This is a genomic window from Exiguobacterium sp. s127 (assembly GCF_018618695.1).
Classification (GTDB): Bacteria; Bacillota; Bacilli; order Exiguobacteriales; family Exiguobacteriaceae; genus Exiguobacterium_A; species Exiguobacterium_A oxidotolerans.
Window position 1 is genome coordinate 240,854 of the sequence record NZ_JACSMO010000003.1, and the last position, 22,186, is coordinate 263,039.

At 49.4% G+C, this 22,186-nt stretch carries 30 protein-coding genes; 29 read left to right on the plus strand and 1 reads right to left on the minus strand.

Annotated elements, in window-relative coordinates; genetic code table 11:
* Nucleotides 1-134 precede the first annotated feature (134 nt).
* Entirely contained in the window at nt 135-746 is a 612-nt protein-coding gene (locus tag KNP98_RS06230; protein ID WP_214810895.1) for a sce7726 family protein, read from the plus strand.
* Here the strand turns inward: KNP98_RS06230 and KNP98_RS06235 are convergent.
* Complete coding sequence (locus KNP98_RS06235; protein ID WP_214810898.1) at nt 667-1,788, minus strand: beta family protein; 1,122 nt, start codon at nt 1,786-1,788, stop codon at nt 667-669. The genes KNP98_RS06230 and KNP98_RS06235 overlap by 80 nt on opposite strands.
* A gap of 385 nt (nt 1,789-2,173) precedes the next feature.
* On the opposite strand from KNP98_RS06235, the gene KNP98_RS06240 reads away from it, so the two are divergent.
* From KNP98_RS06240 to KNP98_RS06375, 28 genes are all read left to right on the plus strand, one after another.
* Nucleotides 2,174-2,311 (plus strand): hypothetical protein, encoded by a 138-nt coding sequence (locus tag KNP98_RS06240; protein ID WP_214810900.1) that lies wholly within the window; start codon nt 2,174-2,176, stop codon nt 2,309-2,311.
* A 147-nt stretch (nt 2,312-2,458) separates the two neighbouring features.
* Entirely contained in the window at nt 2,459-2,944 is a 486-nt protein-coding gene (locus KNP98_RS06245) for a hypothetical protein (RefSeq protein ID WP_214810902.1), read from the plus strand.
* Between the two features lie 427 nt (nt 2,945-3,371).
* Nucleotides 3,372-4,139: a phage terminase small subunit gene (gene terS, locus KNP98_RS06250; RefSeq protein ID WP_214810904.1), complete on the plus strand. Its 768-nt coding sequence runs from the start codon at nt 3,372-3,374 to the stop codon at nt 4,137-4,139.
* Complete coding sequence (locus KNP98_RS06255) at nt 4,126-5,436, plus strand: PBSX family phage terminase large subunit (protein ID WP_214810905.1); 1,311 nt, start codon at nt 4,126-4,128, stop codon at nt 5,434-5,436. Before terS ends, KNP98_RS06255 begins: the two co-directional genes overlap by 14 nt.
* 12 nt (nt 5,437-5,448) lie before the next feature.
* Nucleotides 5,449-5,592, plus strand: a complete 144-nt coding sequence (locus tag KNP98_RS06260; protein WP_214810906.1) for a hypothetical protein — start codon at nt 5,449-5,451, stop codon at nt 5,590-5,592.
* Between the two features lie 13 nt (nt 5,593-5,605).
* Complete coding sequence (locus tag KNP98_RS06265) at nt 5,606-7,039, plus strand: phage portal protein (RefSeq protein WP_214810908.1); 1,434 nt, start codon at nt 5,606-5,608, stop codon at nt 7,037-7,039.
* Entirely contained in the window at nt 7,040-7,966 is a 927-nt protein-coding gene (locus tag KNP98_RS06270) for a phage minor head protein (RefSeq protein ID WP_214810909.1), read from the plus strand.
* Nucleotides 7,966-8,181 carry a hypothetical protein gene (locus tag KNP98_RS06275; protein WP_214810910.1) on the plus strand — a complete coding sequence of 72 codons (216 nt, stop codon included), beginning with the start codon at nt 7,966-7,968 and terminating at the stop codon, nt 8,179-8,181. Before KNP98_RS06270 ends, KNP98_RS06275 begins: the two co-directional genes overlap by 1 nt.
* 128 nt (nt 8,182-8,309) lie before the next feature.
* Nucleotides 8,310-8,993 (plus strand): capsid assembly scaffolding protein Gp46 family protein, encoded by a 684-nt coding sequence (locus KNP98_RS06280; RefSeq protein WP_214810912.1) that lies wholly within the window; start codon nt 8,310-8,312, stop codon nt 8,991-8,993.
* A gap of 26 nt (nt 8,994-9,019) precedes the next feature.
* The gene (locus KNP98_RS06285) at nt 9,020-9,973 is read left to right on the plus strand and encodes a major capsid protein (protein ID WP_214810913.1); all 954 of its coding nucleotides are present in this window, start codon (nt 9,020-9,022) and stop codon (nt 9,971-9,973) included.
* A 47-nt stretch (nt 9,974-10,020) separates the two neighbouring features.
* Nucleotides 10,021-10,257, plus strand: a complete 237-nt coding sequence (locus tag KNP98_RS06290; RefSeq protein ID WP_251135143.1) for a Rho termination factor N-terminal domain-containing protein — start codon at nt 10,021-10,023, stop codon at nt 10,255-10,257.
* Nucleotides 10,232-10,642, plus strand: coding sequence for a phage head-tail connector protein (locus KNP98_RS06295; RefSeq protein ID WP_214810916.1), 411 nt, complete (start codon nt 10,232-10,234; stop codon nt 10,640-10,642). The genes KNP98_RS06290 and KNP98_RS06295 overlap by 26 nt, the downstream gene beginning before the upstream one ends.
* Before the next feature lie 17 nt (nt 10,643-10,659).
* Nucleotides 10,660-10,917: a hypothetical protein gene (locus KNP98_RS06300; RefSeq protein WP_214810917.1), complete on the plus strand. Its 258-nt coding sequence runs from the start codon at nt 10,660-10,662 to the stop codon at nt 10,915-10,917.
* Nucleotides 10,914-11,423 (plus strand): hypothetical protein, encoded by a 510-nt coding sequence (locus KNP98_RS06305; protein ID WP_214810918.1) that lies wholly within the window; start codon nt 10,914-10,916, stop codon nt 11,421-11,423. Before KNP98_RS06300 ends, KNP98_RS06305 begins: the two co-directional genes overlap by 4 nt.
* A 12-nt stretch (nt 11,424-11,435) precedes the next feature.
* A complete protein-coding gene (locus tag KNP98_RS06310; protein WP_214810920.1) occupies nt 11,436-11,798 on the plus strand; it encodes a head-tail adaptor protein in 363 nt (120 codons plus the stop codon).
* Nucleotides 11,795-12,259: a phage neck terminator protein gene (locus KNP98_RS06315; RefSeq protein WP_214810921.1), complete on the plus strand. Its 465-nt coding sequence runs from the start codon at nt 11,795-11,797 to the stop codon at nt 12,257-12,259. The genes KNP98_RS06310 and KNP98_RS06315 overlap by 4 nt, the downstream gene beginning before the upstream one ends.
* A gap of 15 nt (nt 12,260-12,274) precedes the next feature.
* Entirely contained in the window at nt 12,275-13,264 is a 990-nt protein-coding gene (locus KNP98_RS06320) for a DUF3383 family protein (RefSeq protein ID WP_214810922.1), read from the plus strand.
* A 22-nt stretch (nt 13,265-13,286) separates the two neighbouring features.
* Nucleotides 13,287-13,676, plus strand: coding sequence for a phage structural protein (locus tag KNP98_RS06325; protein ID WP_214810923.1), 390 nt, complete (start codon nt 13,287-13,289; stop codon nt 13,674-13,676).
* Nucleotides 13,677-13,776: 100 nt separating this feature from the next.
* Entirely contained in the window at nt 13,777-14,049 is a 273-nt protein-coding gene (locus tag KNP98_RS06330; protein WP_214810925.1) for a hypothetical protein, read from the plus strand.
* Between the two features lie 49 nt (nt 14,050-14,098).
* The gene (locus KNP98_RS06335) at nt 14,099-14,251 is read left to right on the plus strand and encodes a hypothetical protein (RefSeq protein ID WP_214810926.1); all 153 of its coding nucleotides are present in this window, start codon (nt 14,099-14,101) and stop codon (nt 14,249-14,251) included.
* Nucleotides 14,252-14,263: 12 nt separating this feature from the next.
* Nucleotides 14,264-17,833: a phage tail protein gene (locus tag KNP98_RS06340; RefSeq protein ID WP_214810927.1), complete on the plus strand. Its 3,570-nt coding sequence runs from the start codon at nt 14,264-14,266 to the stop codon at nt 17,831-17,833.
* Entirely contained in the window at nt 17,833-18,399 is a 567-nt protein-coding gene (locus KNP98_RS06345) for a LysM peptidoglycan-binding domain-containing protein (protein WP_214810929.1), read from the plus strand. Before KNP98_RS06340 ends, KNP98_RS06345 begins: the two co-directional genes overlap by 1 nt.
* Before the next feature lie 8 nt (nt 18,400-18,407).
* A complete protein-coding gene (locus KNP98_RS06350; protein ID WP_214810931.1) occupies nt 18,408-18,785 on the plus strand; it encodes a phage baseplate plug family protein in 378 nt (125 codons plus the stop codon).
* Nucleotides 18,772-19,659: a phage protein gene (locus KNP98_RS06355; protein WP_214810933.1), complete on the plus strand. Its 888-nt coding sequence runs from the start codon at nt 18,772-18,774 to the stop codon at nt 19,657-19,659. Before KNP98_RS06350 ends, KNP98_RS06355 begins: the two co-directional genes overlap by 14 nt.
* Entirely contained in the window at nt 19,659-20,003 is a 345-nt protein-coding gene (locus tag KNP98_RS06360; RefSeq protein WP_214810935.1) for a Gp138 family membrane-puncturing spike protein, read from the plus strand. The genes KNP98_RS06355 and KNP98_RS06360 overlap by 1 nt, the downstream gene beginning before the upstream one ends.
* Nucleotides 20,000-20,356 (plus strand): contractile injection system sheath initiator, encoded by a 357-nt coding sequence (locus KNP98_RS06365; RefSeq protein WP_214810938.1) that lies wholly within the window; start codon nt 20,000-20,002, stop codon nt 20,354-20,356. The genes KNP98_RS06360 and KNP98_RS06365 overlap by 4 nt, the downstream gene beginning before the upstream one ends.
* Nucleotides 20,356-21,525 carry a baseplate J/gp47 family protein gene (locus KNP98_RS06370; RefSeq protein ID WP_214810939.1) on the plus strand — a complete coding sequence of 390 codons (1,170 nt, stop codon included), beginning with the start codon at nt 20,356-20,358 and terminating at the stop codon, nt 21,523-21,525. Before KNP98_RS06365 ends, KNP98_RS06370 begins: the two co-directional genes overlap by 1 nt.
* Nucleotides 21,525-22,169, plus strand: a complete 645-nt coding sequence (locus KNP98_RS06375) for a hypothetical protein (RefSeq protein ID WP_214810942.1) — start codon at nt 21,525-21,527, stop codon at nt 22,167-22,169. Before KNP98_RS06370 ends, KNP98_RS06375 begins: the two co-directional genes overlap by 1 nt.
* Nucleotides 22,170-22,186: the final 17 nt, after the last annotated feature.

Consider the following 22,186-nt stretch of genomic DNA (forward strand, 5'->3'; position numbering starts at 1 on the left):
TATTAACAACTAATTACTACATTTATTGGGTAATTGAATATTAAAAAAGAAAAGCTTAGTTTGAGTTGGATGAGTACGAAGATAAATAAGTTATGTTAAAATCAAAAATAGATTTTTAACAAAGGATGATTTAGATGGAGATGTTAAAAGATAACGATATCAGAACCATACTGCTACAAAAATTAGAAGAAAAACACATTGAAGAAAAGAATAGCAAGATTGTAAATGAACTCGGAATTATTCATGGTAGGTCCAGAGTCGATGTTGCAGTTATCAATGGTGTCATTCATGGATATGAAATTAAAAGTGAAAGTGACACATTAAATAGGCTTCCAAGACAAATTGATTATTATAATAGGGTATTTGATAGAATGACAATTGTTGTTCAGAGAAAATATCTTCAAAAAGTAAGGGAAGTAGTACCTAAATGGTGGGGAATCATCCTCGTGACAAGAAAAAAAGATGAACTTAAACTTAAAGAAGTTAGAAAAGGACAAGTAAATAAAGGGGTAGAAGCCTTTGCACTGAGTCACTTATTATGGAGGGATGAGGCTCTAGAAATATTAAAAAATCAAGGTTTGCAAAAAGGCTATTTAAGCAAACCTCGAGAAGTACTTTACGAAAAAATTTGTGAATGTATGAGTTTGGAAGAGGTTAAATCAGTTGTTAATTCGACGTTGAAACAGAGAACAGGTTGGAAAAATCATGAGCGACTAAAGTTAGATGATGATTTATCCCCACAGTAACCCAAGTTTCAGAATTTCCTGTACCTACATTACCATTTGCACAATCGAAGATATACTTATCACCATATGAGAAATTCTGGCCATAATAACTAGAGTTTTGAATTATGCTATTTGCAATTTGTACCATCTGGTTAAATTTATATTTTTTAATAGCTCCTCCTCGAAAGATTAAAAAGTCGTCATTAGCTGTATAGCGAACGTTTGCACCCAATGTTAAGAGACGCGGATCAATGTTAACGAACTGAGGATTGTTAATGTTATAATCTCCAAACGAGGGAATTCTAGCTAATTGTAATTTTTTCAGTTCTTTATAAGCTATCCATTCCGATCTAGGTAAACTCCCTTCACTAAGTGTTGGGATTTTTTTTAAGTTCTTTGGATAAGCAGTTGCTAATACGGTAAAAGTTCTCCAGCTCTGTAGTTCTGGAAAACGAGCCATGGTAATAAGCAATTTTTCAGTGTATTCCTTGATGGTAAGCGGCGTAGCTAAAGTGATTTGCTTAAAGTCAAAAATGATATCAATTTGGTTAGCATTTAAATCTAGGCTATTAGTTAAATCAAAGAGTCTGTCTGGAAGTGTCTCCAAATCAGACAAGTCGCTTTCTTCTAATCGAATACAAACTCCTCTGTTGTATAATTGACTCATTCGGTTAATTGCTAGCTGAAATTCTTCTGAACGTTGTAGTCCAGTTACAGGAATTGCGAAAATCCCTTCTGCTTCAGCTGCATGAATAATACACTCTACAGTATGCTCGCCACTCTCTACAAATTCATCCGTAAAATTCTCATTTAAATATAGTGAATCCACATCAATAAAGATTGGATCATCTATCCCCCATGATTTTTTTATTTCGGGTCCTAAATTGCATAAATGACTATCAATTGTTTTTTTGAATTCACCTTTAGCATGGTCAAATGTAATTGGTTGGATTTCAATCAATGGAGTCATGAATTTTTTAAGAGAATTGTCTAGATTCTCTAATGCGTTTCGCTCTCCTCGTTTCCACTTAAGTACGGGCACGTAATGATTTTGACTAAACATTCTAATCATCTCCTTTTTCTGTTTTTGGTATTTAATGTTTTTTACGATAAATAAATGGTTTAGTTTCAAAAAAAATCAAAAAAACGGTTTTATTTTTGGATGATACTTTTTTGATACAATCTTGATACAAAAACTTGTCGAATACGTGATATTCTTTCTATGTAGACGAAGCGGGTGCGACGACGGTTGCATTGTTCTACAGGACATAAGCATTACTCACATAGCAGACGCCTTGTAACGGACAGGGCGTCTTTTTTGTATGCAGAAGTATCCGGATGAGGTGATGACTTCCTCGATCATTATTACGATAGCTCCCTGCCATTCCCCAGATGCCTGCAGCTGTCGTTCTCATCCGGATATTTGTACATACAAAGGAGTGAGACGTATGAAAGACAAACCATTCGTGATTTGCTGGAAGGTAAACAAGAATCGTAAAGACAAACGAACGGGAGCCGTCAAGAAGATCCCGCAAAGTGAATGGCTGAAATACCTTTGGAAAAAAGAACTCGAGCGAGTGAGATGATTCGCTTTTTGCCAACAGCGTGCGACGCAGCCAAAACAAACATGAATCAAACACGGGGGCGGAGTAGTCGTGCGTTGTTTGCAGGAATTTACAATTTTCTATCGAATAGAGAAAAAGCTGTGTAATAAATTTGATAGGAGTTTTAAGATGAAACCATTAATAAATGATTTAAAAGAACACTTAAATTGGAAAATGGAAACCCGTAAGTATACAGACATGGGTGCAGTTTATGGTAAGGTTGTATCTATCTTTAAGGAACTGAAAGATGGAATGTCTGATTATTCTATTGGCGGCGACCCTCTAGTTAATTATATCGAAGATGATTATAGAAAAAGTACAACTTTAAAAGTCGATACTTCATTGTTTGGAGATCACTATGTTAGACATCTTAAGGTTGAACCTGACATTAGTAAATCCCATACGTTCTTAATAGAATGTTCATATCAAGACCTTGACCCCGCACCACCACCTCAAAGAATCGCTGAGATTAAAGTTGGTACTCACGAATCGACTATTAAAATTTTAAAATCAAGTGTCAGTGTAGGAATCGATCGACAAAAAGAGGTTGTGTTTACACAAGAGGAATTTGAAGATTTAATCAGAGAAGCGCTTTTATATAAGGTTGAAGCCTAAGCACCCCTCGGGGTGCTTTTTTTGTGCCCTACAACGAGATGATAGAGATTGAATCTAATCTAATTGTTTCGTTTGAAACACAAGAGAGGAGAATGGAGATGACTTCGAATGGATAGTTGATATGAGAAGCGTTTCGGACACTCGCAATAGTGGTTCAAAAAGTATAGAGTAGTTAATCATACTTGCGGAATGCGAAGGAAGGGATGAGTAAATTTGTCGATTAATCGAAGCGAAAAAGCATCATCAGAATCCCGTATGAAGCACGCTACGAGCGGGCCACATCTTGGCATGTGAATCGGCATCATTGTATCAGGAACGAAGCGTCAGACACACAAAACGTTAATCGTGAGACGTAGGACCAGTTGACTGCGGAACAACACATAATCAAATCGAGGACGAACAGTTCTCATGAAGGGTGGTGGTAGAAGTGGCTAGACCTCGAGACCCCCGGCGGGACGAGGCGAAGCGGATATGGATTTTGAGTGTAAAAGAGGGAAAAGACTTAAAACTCGTCGATCTCGCAAAACAACTCGAAGTCACTTCAAATACCGTTCGAAAGTGGAAAGCCACCGACCGCTGGGATGATGAAATCAATCAAGATACGAATGAGAGCGCTCCTAATTCGAATAGGAGCGCTCTTAAACGTGTCCGTGGTGCAAAGAAAGGAAATACGCATGCATTAGGGAATACCGGCGGTGCTCCTGCTGGCAATCAGAACGCACGGTTGCATGGACTGTATGCCGAATATCTGCCTCAGAAGATTCGGGACATCATGGACGTCGTACACGACCGTAATCCCGCTGACATGCTGTGGGACCAGATCCAGTTGATGTATGCGAACATCTTACATTCGCTTGAAGTGATGTATGTAGAAGACAAAGATGATTTGTCGAAAGAGCAGACGGAAGAAGGCGAAAAGAAAGATGGCTGGAAAATCATGTTCGCCTATGAGAAGCAAGCGTCGTTCATGGCAGCACTCGCTCGTTCCCAAGGACGGCTCGACAGCATGATCCGCTCGTATGAACATCTGACGAATGGCGATGAAGAGAAGCAGCTACGTCTTGAGAAATTGAAATTGGAGATCGATCGTTTCAGAAGAGAGGACGAACCGGACGAGATGGACGATGACGGATTCATCCAAGCGTTGGAAGGCAAAGTGGACGAAGTATGGAGTGAAGATCATGAAGACGTCTAAGAAATCGAAAGGGAACGTTTTCAAGTTCACACCGTTCTCGAATAAACAGATGAAAGTGTTGACGTGGTGGAAGCATCCATCCGCGAAACAGCATGATGCCATCATCTGTGACGGATCTGTACGAGCGGGAAAAACGCTAATCATGTCACTCTCTTACGTTCTGTGGGCAATGGAAACATTTGATGACGAACAGCTCGGTATGGCAGGGAAAACAATCGGTTCTTTAAGACGGAACGTCATTCAGCCGCTCAAGAAGATGCTGAAAGGTCGCGGATACAAGGTCAAAGACAAGCGGGCGGACAACTGCCTCGAAGTTAGCAAGGGCGGCAAGTTCAATACGTTTTATGTATTCGGTGGGAAAGATGAGAGCTCGCAGGACTTGATTCAAGGTATCACGCTCGCTGGGATGTTCTTTGATGAAGCAGCACTCATGCCACGATCATTCGTCAATCAAGCGACCGCTCGTTGTTCAGTGACGGGATCAAAGCTCTGGTTCAACATGAACCCCGCTGGTCCTTACCATTGGTTCAAGCTGGAATGGCTTGATCAGACGAAAGAGAAGAATGCACTTCATATTCACTTTACGATGGATGACAACCCGTCACTTTCAGACGAGGTGAGAGGACGATATAAGCGACTATACAGCGGTGTGTTCTATCAGCGCTATATTATGGGGCTTTGGGTCATGTCGGAAGGACTTATCTTTGATAATTTCGACGAAGAGAAAGACATCAAGCGATTCAATAGTCCAGCAGAACAGAACGCTTTCATCGGACGCATGACAGACTTTGAGGTCAGCGTCGACTATGGTACACAGAACCCGACAGTGTTCATCCTGTGGGGATTGCACGGCAAGACATGGTATGCCATCAAGGAGTATTACCATTCCGGTCGGGAAACCTCGCGTCAGAAGACCGACAGCGAGTACAGCGAAGCCATGAGAGAGTTCATCTTCGGATTCAAGGTGAAACGGATCATCGTCGACCCATCCGCGGCTTCGTTCATCACACAGTTGCGCCGTGACGGTTTCCGAGTCAAGAAGGCTCATAACGAAGTCATCGACGGCATACGAAACACGAAGACGGCCATGATTCAAGGCAAGATTAAGTTCTTCGCTGGATTGACTCACACGTTCCGCGAGTTCCATTCCTACATATGGGATGAGAAGGCGGCAAAGGATCGCGGTGAGGACAAACCGATGAAGGAGCATGACCATGCGATGGATGCACTCCGCTATTTCTGTCAAACGGTCGTCATGCGAAAAGGTGCTTCGGCTGGTGTTGCCGTTCCGATTTAAGGAGGGTTGACCATGGGCGAGGATAAGAGCCTTGAGGAATTGAGGGAAGACCTCGAAAAGAAACTCATCATCAAACTGATTGATAAGACAGACAAGATGGAGCTGCACGAAGCGGCAGAAGTGTTCCGCACGATCCATCAAGCTAAAGAAGAATGAAAGGGGTGATAACGTGTCGACCGAGTCAGTATTGCCGGATTTTAACTACGAGCTACGCCAATTCCGCAAAGAGATCCGCGAGCAGTCAGAGCCATCTGCTGAAACGCTCAAGAGTGCCATCAACAAGCACATGAAACGAGCAGAGGTCATGAAGAAGAACTTCCGCCGCTACCTTGCCCGAGAGGACGAGATGGACGTGCCCATCTTCACTCGTGAGCTCAAGCGGAACAGCAAAGCCGTGAACAACAAGATCAACGTCGATTTCGTCGGACAGATCGTCGACATGAAGGTCGGGTATTTCGCTGGTGAGCCGATAGCATATAGCTACGACAAGACCAAGCCGGAGTTTGAGCGAGCAAACAGCCAGCTCGAGACCTTCACCCAGCGCAACATCATCGACGACAAAGACGAGGAAGTCACCAAGTTTTGCTCGTTATGCGGGTACGGTGCCCGTTTGCTCTATCTCAAGGATGGAGAGGAACGCATCAAGACGCTTAAACCATGGGAGACGATTCTCTTCGGAGATGATGGAATTTCCGAACCGGAGTTCGCTATTCGCTATTACGACTACGAAATCAATGCAGGAGAAATCGTGCAGCGGGTCGAGTTTTATACCGACACGTTCGTGTTCTATTACATCGATAGTGGGTCAGGCTTCATCAAGGATACAGACGAGCCCATTAACCCGATGGCTCACCTGTACGATCTATGTCCGGTCATCGGCTATGAGAACAACTCGGAGCTCTTGAGTGACATCGAGAAGCATCTAAGCCTGATAGACGGGTATGACCGCACCTTGTCAGACATGAACAGCTTCATCGAGAGCTGGCGTCTTGCCTACATGAAAGCGCGCGGGTTCTCGGTAGATGAGGAAATGATTGAGATGGTCCAAATGACGGGTGTGTTCAATCTCGACGAGCCGGACATGGACATCGACTTCTTCTCACAACAGATCAACGACACGGCGATTGAGAACCACCTCACCCGCATGAAGGACGAGATCTATGAGAAGTCCTCGACACCGAACATGAATGACGACAGCTTCGCGGGGAATGCCACTGGCGTCTCACTGGAACACAAACTCACAGGTTTCGAAAACAAGCGCTCGACGTTCGAGAAGAAGTACAAGGCGTCCAGCATCCGCATGTTCGAGGTACTTGCTACCGCTTGGAGCAAAAAGAACATCGTGTTCGACCCATTCGCTATGAAGATGCAGTTCAAGCGGAATCTACCGGAAGACCTTGAGTATGAGGCACGAGTACAGAAGCTACTCATGGGAGCGGTCAGCAATGTCACCCGCTTGTCTCTATTCCCGAAGATTACGGATCCGGAGAAGGAGCAAGAGCTCATCGATCAGCAGAACGAGAAGGACAGAGCGGCATATGAACAGCTTGACCCGCTGAATGTCACGCCACCGACTGACCCACAATCGAAAGAAGTGATCTAAATGCGATGGCAATGGACACGATTTTTTGATTATGTGTACAAGTTGACGACCAAGCGGGAGCAAGAAGTCGTCCGAGCGATCCGGAGGGAATACGAGACGGTCGTCCGTGACCTCATCGGTCAAGTCGGGGTCATTTACTCACGTCTTGGCAAGGATGGCAAAATCGGTTATGCCGACATCAAGAGTTATCGTGAGCTACAGCGGCTAAAACAGACCGCCATGGCTCAAGCGAACCGCTTGGGTAGGTACAACCGTACTGTCATCGGAAAGCTACTGGAAGACAGCTACGAGCTCTCTTACGACTGGATGTCATTCGGCATTGAGAACGCTATCGACAAGACACTGGCGAACAAGACGCCACGGATGCCGGAACTCCTCGCGATCATGGAGGACAATCCGGTCTATGGTCTCCGCTTAGACAAGTCACTCGAAAGCTCACGAGCCAAGATTGTCGCGGACATCAACCGATCGATACAGAATGGTCTCGTCGCTGGCTACACGTTTCAAGAGATGGCTGAAGAGATTCAAACAGTGTTCACGATGGATTACAACCGCGCTAAGGTGATCACACAGACCGAGTCACACCGAGTCCATGAGAAAGCCAACAACGACAGCGCACAGAACGCGGACGCTCAAGGCATCCTGATGGTCAAGTATTGGATGAACATGGGCGACGAGAAGGTACGTCATACAGGCAAAGCCAATCACATCGTACTGGAAGGACAGAAGCGCCAACTCAACGAGCCTTTCGATTTGTTACACGGCGTGAGGGCACAGATGCCAGGTCACAGCGGAACGCCACAGAACGACATCAACTGTCGATGTGTTGCCCGCTATGAAGTCGCTGGCGTCAAGCAGATTGATTTCAAGACTGGTCAGGAGAACTTAACCCGTGATTTCAACAAATGGAAGGAAGGTGCGGTGTGATGCAGTTATACCAAGTCGGTGACCGCTTCTACACAAGTGAAGGGACGCTTCATGAAGTGGCTGCCATTGAAGGGCAGTTATTTTTTGCGGTTCCCATCCGTGAGTCAAAACATGGCGAGCTCATCCGGAACTATGCGCAAGTTAAGGTCTACTCATTCGACCCAGCAGGCGGCTTTTATCCGGTAGATCAAACAATCAGTAACACGATCCAATAAAACTACTCGCGGGATCATAACAAACCAACGGCAAGTAGCAACGGTCAGTAGGCAACGGGCAACTGGGGCTGAACACTGGGGCGAACGACGGGGCGGCGATATGGTAACGCACAAAGGAGTCAATCAACGTGAAACAATCTATCAAGCAACCAAACTATCGTTTACCCCTCAACCTTCAGTTCTTTGCAGATGATCCGGACCCGTCTAGTGGCGGAGGCGGTAATCCTGATGATAAAGATAAACAGCAAGTCAAGACGTACACGCAAGAAGAGTTCCAACGTGAGCTCGATCGTCGTACGAATCAATTCGTTGAGGACAAGAGGAAGATTGAGGGTCAGTTCACCGACCTGTCCGGTCAGTTCGAGGAACTCAAGAAGAACGCAATGACGGACAAGCAACGAGCTGACTATGAGAAACAACAGCAAGAACAGAAGGCGCAAGACCTTGAGAAACAACTCGCGGATCGTGAGAAGCAATTACAGGACCGTGAGAACCGCTTGATCGTACGCGACAAGCTGGACGACGCTAAAATTCCACAGAAATTTGCAGATTTCGTTCTCGCTGACACAGAAGAGGAGATTTCGAAGCGGGTTACATCGCTCAAGTCTCATATCGACGAGCTGGTCGCAGAAGAGGTGCAGAAAAAGTTCAAAGATTATAGCACGAATCCAGCAGGAGGAGGCGGAGCAGGCGGTGCAGATAAGAATCCTTGGTCACCGGAGCATTTCGACCTCACGGCTCAAGGACAACTTTTCCGTGAAGACGCTGGCAAAGCTCGTCAGATGGCTTCACAACATGGCTACACACTATAAAACTATCGAACTAGGAGGCTTCACCCATGCCAACAACTAAAATTGCTGACGTAATCGTACCGGAGATTTTCAACCCTTACGTCATTAACCGTGTCACAGATAAATCCGCTCTCGTCCGTTCAGGCATCATCGCAACGAACCCTGAACTCGATGCTCTCGCATCAGCAGGCGGGAAAATCATCCACATGCCACACTGGAACGATCTCGGAGGGGAATCACAAGTCCTTTCGGACACAGTACCGTTGAACGTCGACAAGATCACGACTGGTCAAGACCAAGCTCGTCTCCATATGCGCGGGAATGCTTGGGGAGCAAACGACTTGGCTGGTGCTCTTGCTGGTTCTGACCCAATGAAAGCGATCGGCGAGCTGGTCTCGGACTTCTGGGTACGTGATGAGCAACGCATCCTCATCGCATCGCTCAAAGGTGTCTTCTCTGCCGCTAACATGACAGGAAACATCTACGACCCATCCGCGGCGACTGACGGCTCTGAATTGTTCTCGTCAAAAGGATTCCTCACGGCTCAATTTAAACTCGGTGATGCATACGACGCACTCACAGCCATCGCAGTCCACTCGATGACGTATTCCGCTATGCTGGAGAAAGACATGATCGAGTTCATTCCGGACTCACAAGGCAAGCCAATCGCGAAATACCGCGGACTTGACATCGTGGTCGATGACAACATGCCTGTCGTCGGTGGCGTGTACACGTCTTACCTCTTCGGTCGTGGAGCGTTCGGCTATGCGAATGGATCTCCGAAAGTACCGACTGAGACAGACCGTGACTCGTTGCAAGGGGAAGATTACCTCATCAACCGTCGTCACTTCGTCCTTCACCCACGTGGCGTGAAATGGAACGAGGCATCTGTCGCTGGTGTATCTCCAACAAACGTCGAGATCGCTACGGCTGCCAACTGGACTCGTGTCTTCGATCCGAAGAAGATCCGCGTCGTCCAATACAAACACAAACTCGGATAATGGAGCGCCTTTGAGCGCTCTTTATTTCGTTCATGGAGGTGAGACGAATGGGAATGGCAGCATTTAACCGGATGCGACGTTTGAAAGCCGAAGCAGAAGCGAAACAGAATGACGATCAAAACGAGCAGAAGCCGCTGAAAGACATGAAGGTGGACGAGCTGAAAGACTTGGCCAAGGAAAAAGGCATCGAAGGGTACGGCTCGATGAAGAAAGACGAGCTAATCGAAGCACTTCAAGCCGAGGAAGAAGGTGACACCGATGGAACAGACAACCCTGACGCCTGAGGAGGTCGCTCTGCTTCTTCCGGACATCAAGCAAAGACTAGGTATTCGTGAGGACGACACCACGCGAGACGCGGCACTAGAAGTCGACATCGTGGATGGTTACGAATACGCCGTTGAATGGTGTAACAACACCTTTCGAGATGAGCTGGGTGTCTTACGATTGCCCGGACCCATCAAGAAGGGGGTCGTGAAGATGATTCAAATCGATACCGCTGCCATTGGTCGTGAGGGAGTCCAATCCCAATCGATGGCAGGCATGTCTCAAACGTTCGTCACAGGGGCAAGCGCAAGCTCCACCTATGCGGACGTCTTCGGACTATGGCGCAAGTACAAGCGCTTGAAATTCACATCAGTGACGAGCGCGTACGACTCGTATAAACGCTGAGAGGGGAGGTTTTACAAATGGCAGATAGCGACATCATCACGATTGAACGTGACGGCTATGAGCTGGATGTGACAGAGCGGGATTTCCGACTCTATTACAAACCGCTCGGCTGGACACAGAAGACCGTCGTCGAAATGACGCGAGAGGAAGTCATCGCGGAGCTGGATCGTCTCGGTGCGAACTACGACCCTGATGCGAAGGTGGGCGACTTGCGACTCGTGCTCAAGGCATTACAAGCGAAGCAATCCAAAACAACGGCGGCTCGGAAGTCATGAGGGCACGTACGCGCATCAAGAGCAAGAACAACATACCGAAAGCCATCGCCACAGCGGATAAGTTCGACAATCGTCGGATCCGTGTCGGGTACTTCGGGGAGGGATTCCCGCAGATGCTCGCTCACATCCATGAATTTGGTTGTGACATCCCCGTGACGGACAAGATGAGAGGCTTCTTCCGCTACCAATTCGGTATCAGCCTGAAAAAGACGACCACCGTCATCCGAATTCCGGAACGTTCGTTCATTCGAGCGGGATGGGATCAACATGGTCCGGACATCCTCGACAAGTACACGCGATTGATTGGAGAAGCCATCCTGAACGGGGTCGCACCCGAAGCGTTACTCTCCGCTCTCGCACTCGAGTCACAAGGCAAGCTCCAAGAGTTTGCTCGTGATCTACGAGACCCCGCAAACGTTGCGCTGACAATCGAACAGAAGGGCTCAAGCAATCCGCTGGTCGATTCAGGCAACATGATTGGCAGTATGGACCACAAAATTGAGTAGGGAGGCGAGAACATGCCACAAATATTTCAGTTCAAAGGGATAATTGATCAATTCAGTCTCGACTTCCTGCTTGAGGTGGTCTCCGCTGGCGAACGTGACGACATCGGGGAATGGAAGGACGGCGAGAGGAGCTGGGAGACTCACCGTGGCGCGTTAGTATCCTTAGGGGAACGTCAGATAGCGCAAAGCGGCGGAACGCTCACAGAAGCCGATAGGACGCTCTATTTCACAGGGGAGCGCTTGAAGGAAGGCACACGGATCGCACACGAGGACAAACTGTACAGCATCGTGCGGGTCAACCCGTATGACAACTATGCAGACTTCAACTCGTACACGGTCAAATACGTCAGTGCCTTCAACGAGGTGGACACATGATCAATTACCGCGAGATCAAACGCATCCTCGTCCAGCACATCAAGACGAAAACGGATCACGAGGTCATCTTGCAAGGGTCGAATGATGAACAGCCAGCGTACCCGTTCTGTGCCTATACCCTGACTTCTCCGTATCTGCCCGTTTCAGAGGCAGAGGTAGACGGCCAGTTGATTGAGGACGTCGAGATGGTGTTCTCCTTCACGTGGCACTCTACCGACGCGACAGAGGTACAGGAGCTGGCACAGAAGACGGTCATGCTATTCAAGCTGACACAACATCGACAAGCGCTTGGTGATCTTGGCATCGCATTCGTCAAGGTGGAGGGCATCCAAAGCCGTGACACGTTCCTATCGATTGACACTGAACGGAAATACGGAGTTGACATCCGGTTCCGGACTCGTCACATCGAGACGTCGAGCGGTGAGATCATCGAAACAGTAGAATACGAACAACAACCATAAGGAGGGGCACACATCATGCCATTAAAAGACGTATCAGTAATTATCGACCTGGCTACACCAGCACCATTGGTCGGTCTCGGTCGTCCGTTGATCCTCGTCGAGAAAACGGGAGCCGTATCATATAAGGAATACGCTAGCCTCGACGCACTCGCGGTCGATTTCCCAGCCGACACGGCTACATTCAAGAAAGCGGAGACGTACTTGTCTCAAGCGAACCATGACGCAATGGTTGCCGTTGCCACGTATCAGACAGGCGCACCGGATTCCGCCTTGTTGCAGTTCGCCAACCGCGCATGGCATTTCGCACTCTTGGTCAGCTCGGTATCTGCCGATCAAGTCAAGGTCGCACAGTTCGTCGATGGTCTCGACTTCAAGTTCTTCGCGGCGCAAGTCTCGGACAACACAGGGCGAGAAGCACTCAAGGTTTACAAGCGGACGATCATCTTCGACCACCCAACGGCTGGGGAACACCTCGATGCGGCGGCAGTCGGTGCACTTGGTTCGCTCGAAGTCGGCTCGATCACGTGGAAGTTCAAAGGCGGATTCGCCAAAGTGACGCCACGTTACCTGTCAGAAGGGGAGCTTGGGGAAATCGAACAAGACAACGCGATTGCTTACGTCGTCAAAGGCGGTAAAGGTCAGCTCTCGAACGGTATCACGGGCACAGGGCAATTCATTGACAACCTTCACGGGAAAGACTTCGTCAAGGTCGACATGGAGAACGAGATCCAAAACGTGCTGCAGAACGCTCCGAAAATTCCGTACGACAACCGTGGTATCGGCTTGATCGAGGGAGCGGCGACGACAACGCTTCAACGTGCCTACACCCAAGGCATCATCGCTCAGTCAGCAGACAAGTTGCCGGACTACGAGATCACAGCATTGTCTCGTGAAGAATCCAACGCTTCGGATCGTGCACAGCGCGTATACAAAGGTCTTTCGTTCCGCTACGCGGCGGCAGGAGCCATCCATGAAGTCGATGTATACGGACAAATCACTTTCTAAACCAACAAGGGGGTAAGCAATCATGACAGTACGCACACATGACGCACGAGAAACGTCCGTCAACATCAACAATCTTTTTGTCACAGGATTCGCAGAAGGCACTTACGTCGAGTGGGAGAAGGACGAGGACAACTTCAACGCCAAGGTATCGGCGCTTGGAGAGGTTTCCGTCGCGATCACGAACAATAACGTCGGTACGATCACGCTCACGTTGTCGCAGACGTCACCATCGTTACCAGCATTGAAACGCTTGGCGGCGTCACGTGCCGTGTTCCCGATTTGGGTCAAGACACCAACGGAGACGGTCGGTGGTACACAAGCGATGTTCGTCAAGTCACCATCCGGCGGTTTGAGCGACGAGACGGAAGACCGCGAGATTGAGATCCGCGTCTTCGATTACGTGGATAAGTAAGACGAAAGAAGCGGGGCGCTTGCTCCGCTCTTTTTATTACATCAAAGGGAGTTAAAAAATCATGGCTAACAGTCCATCTAAAAAAAGGGAGATGCTCGCAATGGCAAACGCAAAAACAGCAAACGGAACACAGAAGGTCGTAACAATCGGTGAAGTGGAATACACGCTCCAACATCCGGGCGTTCGTGAAGGTGTCAAGATCCGTGACCGCGCAAAGAACCAATTCGGAAACATCGTCGAGGAAAAACTCTATGACGAGTACATGAAGAACGTCATCGTCCAGCCACGTGTGACATGGGAAACGGTCGAAGAGATCGGCAACACGAATTTCACAGAGCTCATGAAAGAGACAGGCGACTTTCTTATGGGTTAAACCGCTTCCGACTCAGGTCTATGCGAAGGAAGTCAACGAGGAGTGGGCAATGTGGGCGCTGGTGTTCAGCGAGAAGTTCAGTTTCACCGAAGTCAATCAAATGGACCCTCATACGTTCCGGAAGGCTCACATCGCACTCCAGCGGCATAGCAAGGAAGAAGATCAACGCATGAAGCAGGCACAGAAGAAAAAACGACAGTAAGGAGGTGTAGACATGGCATTACGTGAGGATCAAATCATCGTCGATATTATGGCAAGTGCTGACCCGCTTCGAGAAATCAACCGACGCATCGATGACGTCATCCGTCAAGTACGGGAGATGGAACGTACCGTCAACCGGACAGGCGGCAACTATGACCGAGCCTTTCGCAAGATGGGTGATTCGACGAACTGGATGATGATGCAGACACGAGGCATGTCTCAAGAAGCGCTACAAATGAAAGGGGAAATGATGGCTGCCTATCGTGCTCAGCGCGACGCCATGATCCCATATCGTAACCAGCTCATGAAAGCGAAGTATGACATGTTCAAGCTGACGCAAGCCGCTGATACATATAGCGGATCCGCTAACCAATTCATGAGGGAAGTACAGAAGGCTGGACTGGCGCACAAAAAAGTCACTGACGGCATGATGGCCGCCGACAAGATGGCGAAGATGGGCTTCATTCAAGGTGTCGGTCAGATGCTTGCTCGATCCACGCAAGCCAACAAGATCGCGGCTAACTTCGACCGGATGAGAAACCCGCTCTATCAGGTCAACAAGGGAGCACTCGCAGTCGCGGACGGCATGAACCGGATAGCGATGCAAGGACAACCCGCCGCTCTCGCGCTTCAAATGCTTGGTCCAAACGCCAATATGAAGCAATTGAACGAAATGACCATGATGATCTCACAAGGTCTCATGCGGATGCAGATGGTCGCGATGGCAGCCGCTATTACTTCAGCAGTCTTGTACTCTTCACTCCACAAAGCGGCTATGAAAAGTGTCGCTGGTTACGAAAAAGCGTTCAACCGCATGCAAAAAGCAGTACGGAGAGCCTTTGAGCCGATGGTTCAAGTCTTCGGGGCGGTCATGAAGAAGGTCTATGACTTCATTACGACGCTCGCCAATCTCGTGACAGCCTTCAACGATGCACATCCGGCAACAGCTCGACTCCTACAAGGATTCCTGATGTTGATTCCGGCACTCACGTTGATTTTGTCTCCGCTTGCCATTGGTATCGGGTTACTGTTCGGATTGAAAGCCGCATTCGGTGCCGCTTGGATGCTCATTGGTCCACTCGTCACAGGTCTTGCCGCGATGTCCGGTACCGTGTATCTCGTTGCCGCTGCCATTGTCGGAATGGTCGCTGGATTCCGGAAGGCATACCGTGAAAACGAAGCCTTTGCGAAGATGATCGATTCCCTCACCAGCAAGCTCGGGGGCGGATTCCTGAAAGCCATGTCCGCAGTCGGTCGCGCGATCGTCACGGTGTTCGGTGGTCTGACAGATGCTTTTGCGGCTCTATTCGTGTTCCTGTTCAACGTGGTCACGAAAGTCCAAGCCTTTGCTTCGGCATTCCAAAAGGCACATCCGGTCTTGTACCGAGTCGCTCAAGGATTGCTCGCACTTGGTATCGCCGTCAAGATCGTCATGGCAGCACTCGCCTCTCCGGCAGTCATAGCATTCGCTACGGGGTTACTCGCTACACTTGGTCCAATACCGCTCATCCTGACAGCGCTGGGTCTCCTAGCCGTCGGATTGACGACCCTGTACCAAAATAACGAGAAGTTCCGGAACGTCGTGACGAAAGCATGGAACAACATTTCAGACGTCGCACAGAAAGTGTTTGGATTCCTCGCGAAGTACCTGACGCCAATCTTTAACGAGATCGTCCAGCAGGCTTCGACGTTTGCTTCTGCAATCTCTGCCGTATTCGAAGGAGATTTCAGCAAGATCGGTGACATCTTCGCACAAATCGTGCCATCCCTCATCGGGTTTCTGATGGGCGGGATTCCTGGCTTGCTTGTTGCCGGAGCACGATTCATCCCAGCGATTGCCGAAGGCATGCAATCGAACGCGACACAGTTGTCAGGCGTCATCGGTAAGGTCGTCCAAGCGATTACGACGTTCCTTGTCACACAGGTTCCACAATTTGTGAATCAAGGCGTCAAGATTATAACAAGTTTGATTCAGGGGATTGCTCAAGCACTTCCTCAAGTCGTCACAGCGCTCTCTCAAGTCCTACTGACGATCGTGAACAGTTTGAACACGTTACTGCCTGCACTCCTTCAAGCAGGAATGCAGATTCTACAAGCGATCATTGCTGGAATCGTCACGCTCCTTCCGGTCTTATTGACGACGGGAATTGACATCATCATGACGCTGGTCAATGGAATCCTTGGCATGATCCCGACGCTGATTCCGATTGCGATTCAAATTATCATGACGTTGATCAACACGCTCGTCACGTTGATTCCCCAGCTCTTACAGTTGGGCGTCCAATTGATACAAGGATTGCTTGACGGAATCGTCCAAGCCTTGCCGTTAATCTTGAACGGAGCGCTCCAGCTCATCATGGCGCTGGTCAATGCTATCGTGCAAAACCTTCCGCTTCTTCTGACAGCGGGGATGCAGATTCTACAGGCATTGCTAGACGGTATCATGCTCTTGCTACCGATCATCATCACGACAGCGATGTCCATCATCAATCAGTTGGTGAATACGCTCGTCACGCTCTTGCCACAGCTCATCACGACGGGAATGCAACTCCTGACCTCTCTGATTCAGGGAATCACGCAGATGTTGCCACAGCTCGTCACGATGGCAATCAATTTGATCACTCAAGTCGTGAACACGTTGGTCGCAAATCTGCCGCAGATCATTCAGTCCGGTATCCAAATCATCAACTCGTTGATTTCCGGACTCAATCAGATGTTGCCAGCACTTTCACAGGCTGCCATTCAGCTCATTCTTGCGATGATCCAAGCGATTCTCCAAAACCTACCGGAATTACTCTCGGCAGGGGTCAAGCTCATCACAGCGTTGCTTGACGGGATCAATCAGATGCAGAACGCCATCCTGCAAGCCATCATCGCACTCGGAAAAGGCATACTCGACAGCATCATGAGTGTCGACCTATCGGGCGCAGGGGCAGACATGATGCGCGGATTCCTCGACGGTATCATGTCGATGGGAGACAGCATCCTGAGAGCGGCAGGCGGTATCGCAGAGAAAGCCATGGGCATGGTCAAAGGTGTTCTCGGTATCGCGTCACCATCGAAAGAATTGTTCCAAATCGGTGCTTGGACGTCCGAAGGGTTCGCGATCGGTATCTCCGACAACCTACGGATGGTCAGCGACATGTCGCGTAACATAGCGAAAGCCGCTATCCCACAAGCTCCAGAGATGAAAGCTCCACAAATGGTTATAGCCGCACCAACCATGCCACAAATGAACGCTCCAGCTATCTCTCTGCCGGCTATGCCACAGATGAGCGCTTCAACGATTGCAATGCCGAAGGATCTAGCGTTACCAGCGATGACCATACCGAAAATGCCTGCTCTCCCATCACAGATGGAACTCAAGAGCGCCATGGCGGTCTGGTCTGATTACAGCGGTGTACCACAAGGCGGTAGCACGACGAACAACAGCAGACACGTGTCCATCGACTTCGCTCCGGTGTTCAACATCACGGTGAACGGAAACGAAGACGGTGAATCAATACGTAATCAAATCAAGGACGCATCAGACGACATGTTCGCTGACCTTCGCGATCTGTTCAACGAGGAGGTACTTTACTAATGGCGAAACTCGGAAGTGTAAAAATCCACGTGGATAATGAGAACGTCGGGGAAGGAGTCCGCGTCACTGAGTACCCAGTGGAGAAAGGAGAGCCATTTTCGGACCACGTCGAACGTACGACGCCGAAACTCCGGTTCTCCGCTCACCTGCTGGGGAGTGACTACTCGACACGTCTCAACACGCTACGGAACTACATGAACAAAGGTACGGTCGTCAAGTATGTCGGTCGTACCGCCGCTTCGGCGGTCGTCATCACCAATATTGATCGTGACTATAACGCACAGATCCGGAACGGGATCGCGCTCACGATAGATGTTCAGAAAATCAGAATCACAAAAAGTCCATGGGTCAAGAAGAAGGGGCAGAAACCTGTCTCCCGTGGCGGCAAGAAGAAACCGACATCCAAGAAACCACGACCGAGTCCGAAGGTGTACCATCTCACCAAGAAAGGCGACACGTATTGGGATTTGGCTCGGAAGTACGGCACGACGGTCTCGAAGCTCCGAGCGTTCAACAAATACCCTGACCGACGCATCCCGATCGGGGTCAAATTACGGATAAAGTAGGTGAAAACATGGTCATCGATGCTAAACAGGTATATGACTTCATTCCAATCGATAAGACGGAACTCCCTGAACGCTTTGAGATCGATTTAGGGAACGAGACGTTCGTCATGCAGTTCAATTACAACGAAACGGGCGATTTCTTCACCGTTGATCTCTACACGACAGGCGAGACAGGAGAAGACGTCGAGTTCATCATGGGCGAAAAGCTCGTTCTCGGTCGGGCACTGTGGGAGGAAGTACCGCGTGTCGATCTACCAGCTCCCACCTTGTTACCGTTAGATATAGGCATGAATGCGAAACGGATCTCCTTCGACAACTTCGGGGAGTCCGTTTTTTTATATATCGTGGATGGTGGCGGGGAGGATGAAGTAGATGGCGAGAACTAACCAGTTCGGACGGGTCAAACGGGTCACGTTTGATAGTGGCAACTATAAGGCGACTTACAAGAGTGACGGAGACGAAGGTCTTGAGATTCGCTTCGAGGTGCCGTTCGACGACGATCCGAAACCGAACATGACGGAAATCGAAATTTTCAACCTATCTCGTGACAGTACATCGAAAATCAAACGAGGCGTCCGCTGTACGCTACAGGCGGGTTACGTCGGTGATATGGGTGTATTATCCTCCGGCATCGTTTCACGCGTCCTGACGAGACGTGAAGGCGTCGATAAGATCACGCGGGTTTTCGTCATGGAAGGTGATGACTACTCACGCATCAAGGTCACGGCTAAGACAGCGGATCCGGCGGAGAAATACACGTCCGGTAAGAAGAAGGGGCAGGACAAGAAACAAAAGATACAGATTGCCTTCAAGAAAGGCACGAAAGGCTCGACGATCATCAACAAGCTGGTGAAAGTCCTCGGCATCAAATTGGCAGCCAAACCGAAATTAGTCCGAGACAAGGTCTACAAGAAGGGGTACACGGTCACGGGTCTTATCCTGAACAACTTGGAAGAGGTCGTCCGTGATTGTGGCTCTATCATTCATTATCGTCGGGGCAGGCTCGTCATTCGTCCGCTCAAGCAAGGATTCGATGAACGGTTCACCCTCAGTAACGATACCGGATTGATCGCGTCGCCCGAACCCTATGACGATGACAAGGAACGAGGCTACAAGGCGAAGATGTTGCTCCAGCACCGGATAACGGTCGCCAGCATCATCCAAGTCAAATCCTCGACCGCAAAAGGAAGTTTTCGAGCCGTACGTGGCAAACATGTGGCTACTCGAGACGATTTTTTCACGGAAATGGAGATGGTCTGATGGCGAACAACACAAGATTTTTCGATGAGTTCAGTCGTTCAATTCGCTTGGCCGTTCATACACTGGCTCCGGCTCGTGTCGTCAGTTATGACGCAGGCAATAAAGAAGCAGACATCGAGCTCTTGTTCATGACCGTTTACAAGGACGGTTCGACGGAACGGTACCCACTGATTGAGAGTGCGATTTGTCTCAAGCATGTCGGGGCATTATCGAAGGATGACATCGTGTTCGTCGGCTTCGCAGAACGGGCACTCGACAATCTGCAGAAAGAACCGTTCGACCCTGACGCCAGTCGATTGCATGACATTCGAGACGCGGTTGTATTGGGGGTCATCGAACTATGAGAACACTACAAGTCACAGCAGGCGACCTCGTGATCAGTAACGGGGATTTTGCCATGATCTCGGACAACGAAGAACTGGCTCAATCCGTCCGGATGAACATCGAAGCCGCAAAGGGTGAATGGTTCCTCGATGAGGAATACGGCATGGATCGTGAGCCGTTCGAAGAAAAACCGTTCAATGAAGAAGCGGCACATCTCGCACTCGTCGAAGCGGCTACGGCAGACGAACGCATCGAGGCAGTCGCTGAAATCGAGATGACACCAGATTTCAAGACCCGTCGCCTGAAGGTAAGGATGGAACTCACCAAATTGAACACAGATGAAACCATCGTGCTGGAAGGAGTGGAGATTTGATGGGGCTCGATGCTAATGGATTCAAAAAGAAGAATTATAGTGACATATACGACGAAATGGAAGTCAAGGCAAGGGAGCTATTCGGGGATGACATCAACACCTCGGAACGTTCCCCGCTGGGCATTCTGATTCGTCTTTTTGCATGGTTCCATTCGAAAGGATGGGAGCTGGCGGAGAAGGTCTATAACTCGGCATTCGTCAGCAAGGCGGAGGGCGTACAACTCGACTATCTCACGCCACTGTACAACACCAAACGGAATCCGGAACAGGCGGCAGTCGTCAGCCTGGCATTCACGGGTACACCGAACTTCACAATCTTGGAAGGAACGCAATTCACGACGGAGAACGACGTCTATTTCGTTCTGACGCAAGACGTCAAACTTAGCACTTCCGGAACGGGTACAGGATCTGCCGTCGCTCTGTTTGCAGGTCCAGCAGGGAACGTACTTGCCAACACGATCACGATTCAGGCAGAGCCGTCAGCGGACGTCCTGACCGTCACCAACCCGCTCGGTGCGACAGAAGGGCGAGACATCGAGACGGACTTGGAGCTCGTCGGACGCTTGCTCGACTCGACGGCTGGTAATGGCTACGGTACGACGAACGCGATTCGTGCTGCCATTCTCGAAGTACCCAACGTTCGAGCGGTCTCCGTCATCGAAAACAACGAGAATACGGCAGTCGGTGGCAATGATCCGAAGTCGATTCATGCATACGTGCTCGGTGGAGATGCGCAAGCCATCGCCGAAGCCATCTATGAGAAAAAGGCAGGCGGCATCAAGCCAATGGGCGCTCAAGTCCGTACCGTCTATGATGCATCCGGCAATCCTCAGACCGTCCGCTTCGATTATGCGACACAGGTCAGCATTTACGTCGAGGTCGACATCACGACGAACGCCGGATTCCCTATCAACGGGATCACGCTGGTCAAGGATGAGATCGTCCGGCTCATCGGAGGTACAGCAAGCGACGGCACGATCTACGTCGGCTCTCAAATGGGCGAAGACGTTATCGTGTCTCAGCTGACACGTGCCGTGTTCAACATCACAGGAATTGACGACGCCAAGGTCAGAGTCGGTACGAGTGCCGCTTCTCTCGGAACAGCGAACCTCGTCATCGCAGACAATCAAGTCGCACAGACGGACACGGCGAAAGTGAGTGTGATCTAATGGGCATCTTCGAAAACATGATTCGTAGTTTGACAGAGTCCTACACGAAGAACCCGAACAGCAACATCGGGAAACTGATCCTGCTCGTGTCGGGGCAAATGGAAGACTTAGACGAGACGCTCCGGAAGATAGAGGACTGGCGTGACATCAACCAAGCCGAAGGGGAAACGCTCGACCTGATCGCGGCAAACGTGGGGCAAATGAGGGGTCTTGCTACCGATGAGGTACTTCGCATCCTGATTCGTGCCCGTGTCGCTCGTAACCTATCAAACGGCACACTAGACGGCATCATTCAATCTCTTGCCGTCACCCTGAACACGACTCCGGACAAGTTCGGTATCAAGGAATTGTACAATGATTCGCTCACTCCGGAACCCGCTGCCATTGTCATTACGGGTCTACCAATCGAGGTCATCAACCAATCAGGGATGAGCGCCGTCCAGTTCGGGAAGATCACCCAGCGCGTCGTCGCATCCGGTGTCCGTGTCGCCGCTATCGACTTGAGCGGTACGTTTGATTTTTCGTCGCAATACGACGTCCTAGAAAACAACACAGCGACGGGATTCGCACCTGTCAACCAAAGTACAGGCGGAACATTGTCCGGATCGTTCGATCCTGATGATGAAATCGTCCTACCAATCTAACAACAGGGGGTTAAACC

Coding starts and splice junctions, on each gene's coding strand:
- KNP98_RS06230 (WP_214810895.1), top strand. CDS start 135: ATGGAGATGTTAAAAGATAACGATATCAGAACCATACTGCTACAAAAA.
- KNP98_RS06235 (WP_214810898.1), bottom strand. CDS start 1,788: ATGTTTAGTCAAAATCATTACGTGCCCGTACTTAAGTGGAAACGAGGA.
- KNP98_RS06240 (WP_214810900.1), top strand. CDS start 2,174: ATGAAAGACAAACCATTCGTGATTTGCTGGAAGGTAAACAAGAATCGT.
- KNP98_RS06245 (WP_214810902.1), top strand. CDS start 2,459: ATGAAACCATTAATAAATGATTTAAAAGAACACTTAAATTGGAAAATG.
- KNP98_RS06255 (WP_214810905.1), top strand. CDS start 4,126: ATGAAGACGTCTAAGAAATCGAAAGGGAACGTTTTCAAGTTCACACCG.
- KNP98_RS06260 (WP_214810906.1), top strand. CDS start 5,449: ATGGGCGAGGATAAGAGCCTTGAGGAATTGAGGGAAGACCTCGAAAAG.
- KNP98_RS06270 (WP_214810909.1), top strand. CDS start 7,040: ATGCGATGGCAATGGACACGATTTTTTGATTATGTGTACAAGTTGACG.
- KNP98_RS06275 (WP_214810910.1), top strand. CDS start 7,966: ATGCAGTTATACCAAGTCGGTGACCGCTTCTACACAAGTGAAGGGACG.
- KNP98_RS06285 (WP_214810913.1), top strand. CDS start 9,020: ATGCCAACAACTAAAATTGCTGACGTAATCGTACCGGAGATTTTCAAC.
- KNP98_RS06290 (WP_251135143.1), top strand. CDS start 10,021: ATGGGAATGGCAGCATTTAACCGGATGCGACGTTTGAAAGCCGAAGCA.
- KNP98_RS06295 (WP_214810916.1), top strand. CDS start 10,232: ATGGAACAGACAACCCTGACGCCTGAGGAGGTCGCTCTGCTTCTTCCG.
- KNP98_RS06300 (WP_214810917.1), top strand. CDS start 10,660: ATGGCAGATAGCGACATCATCACGATTGAACGTGACGGCTATGAGCTG.
- KNP98_RS06305 (WP_214810918.1), top strand. CDS start 10,914: ATGAGGGCACGTACGCGCATCAAGAGCAAGAACAACATACCGAAAGCC.
- KNP98_RS06310 (WP_214810920.1), top strand. CDS start 11,436: ATGCCACAAATATTTCAGTTCAAAGGGATAATTGATCAATTCAGTCTC.
- KNP98_RS06315 (WP_214810921.1), top strand. CDS start 11,795: ATGATCAATTACCGCGAGATCAAACGCATCCTCGTCCAGCACATCAAG.
- KNP98_RS06320 (WP_214810922.1), top strand. CDS start 12,275: ATGCCATTAAAAGACGTATCAGTAATTATCGACCTGGCTACACCAGCA.
- KNP98_RS06325 (WP_214810923.1), top strand. CDS start 13,287: ATGACAGTACGCACACATGACGCACGAGAAACGTCCGTCAACATCAAC.
- KNP98_RS06330 (WP_214810925.1), top strand. CDS start 13,777: ATGGCAAACGCAAAAACAGCAAACGGAACACAGAAGGTCGTAACAATC.
- KNP98_RS06335 (WP_214810926.1), top strand. CDS start 14,099: ATGTGGGCGCTGGTGTTCAGCGAGAAGTTCAGTTTCACCGAAGTCAAT.
- KNP98_RS06340 (WP_214810927.1), top strand. CDS start 14,264: ATGGCATTACGTGAGGATCAAATCATCGTCGATATTATGGCAAGTGCT.
- KNP98_RS06345 (WP_214810929.1), top strand. CDS start 17,833: ATGGCGAAACTCGGAAGTGTAAAAATCCACGTGGATAATGAGAACGTC.
- KNP98_RS06350 (WP_214810931.1), top strand. CDS start 18,408: ATGGTCATCGATGCTAAACAGGTATATGACTTCATTCCAATCGATAAG.
- KNP98_RS06355 (WP_214810933.1), top strand. CDS start 18,772: ATGGCGAGAACTAACCAGTTCGGACGGGTCAAACGGGTCACGTTTGAT.
- KNP98_RS06360 (WP_214810935.1), top strand. CDS start 19,659: ATGGCGAACAACACAAGATTTTTCGATGAGTTCAGTCGTTCAATTCGC.
- KNP98_RS06365 (WP_214810938.1), top strand. CDS start 20,000: ATGAGAACACTACAAGTCACAGCAGGCGACCTCGTGATCAGTAACGGG.
- KNP98_RS06370 (WP_214810939.1), top strand. CDS start 20,356: ATGGGGCTCGATGCTAATGGATTCAAAAAGAAGAATTATAGTGACATA.
- KNP98_RS06375 (WP_214810942.1), top strand. CDS start 21,525: ATGGGCATCTTCGAAAACATGATTCGTAGTTTGACAGAGTCCTACACG.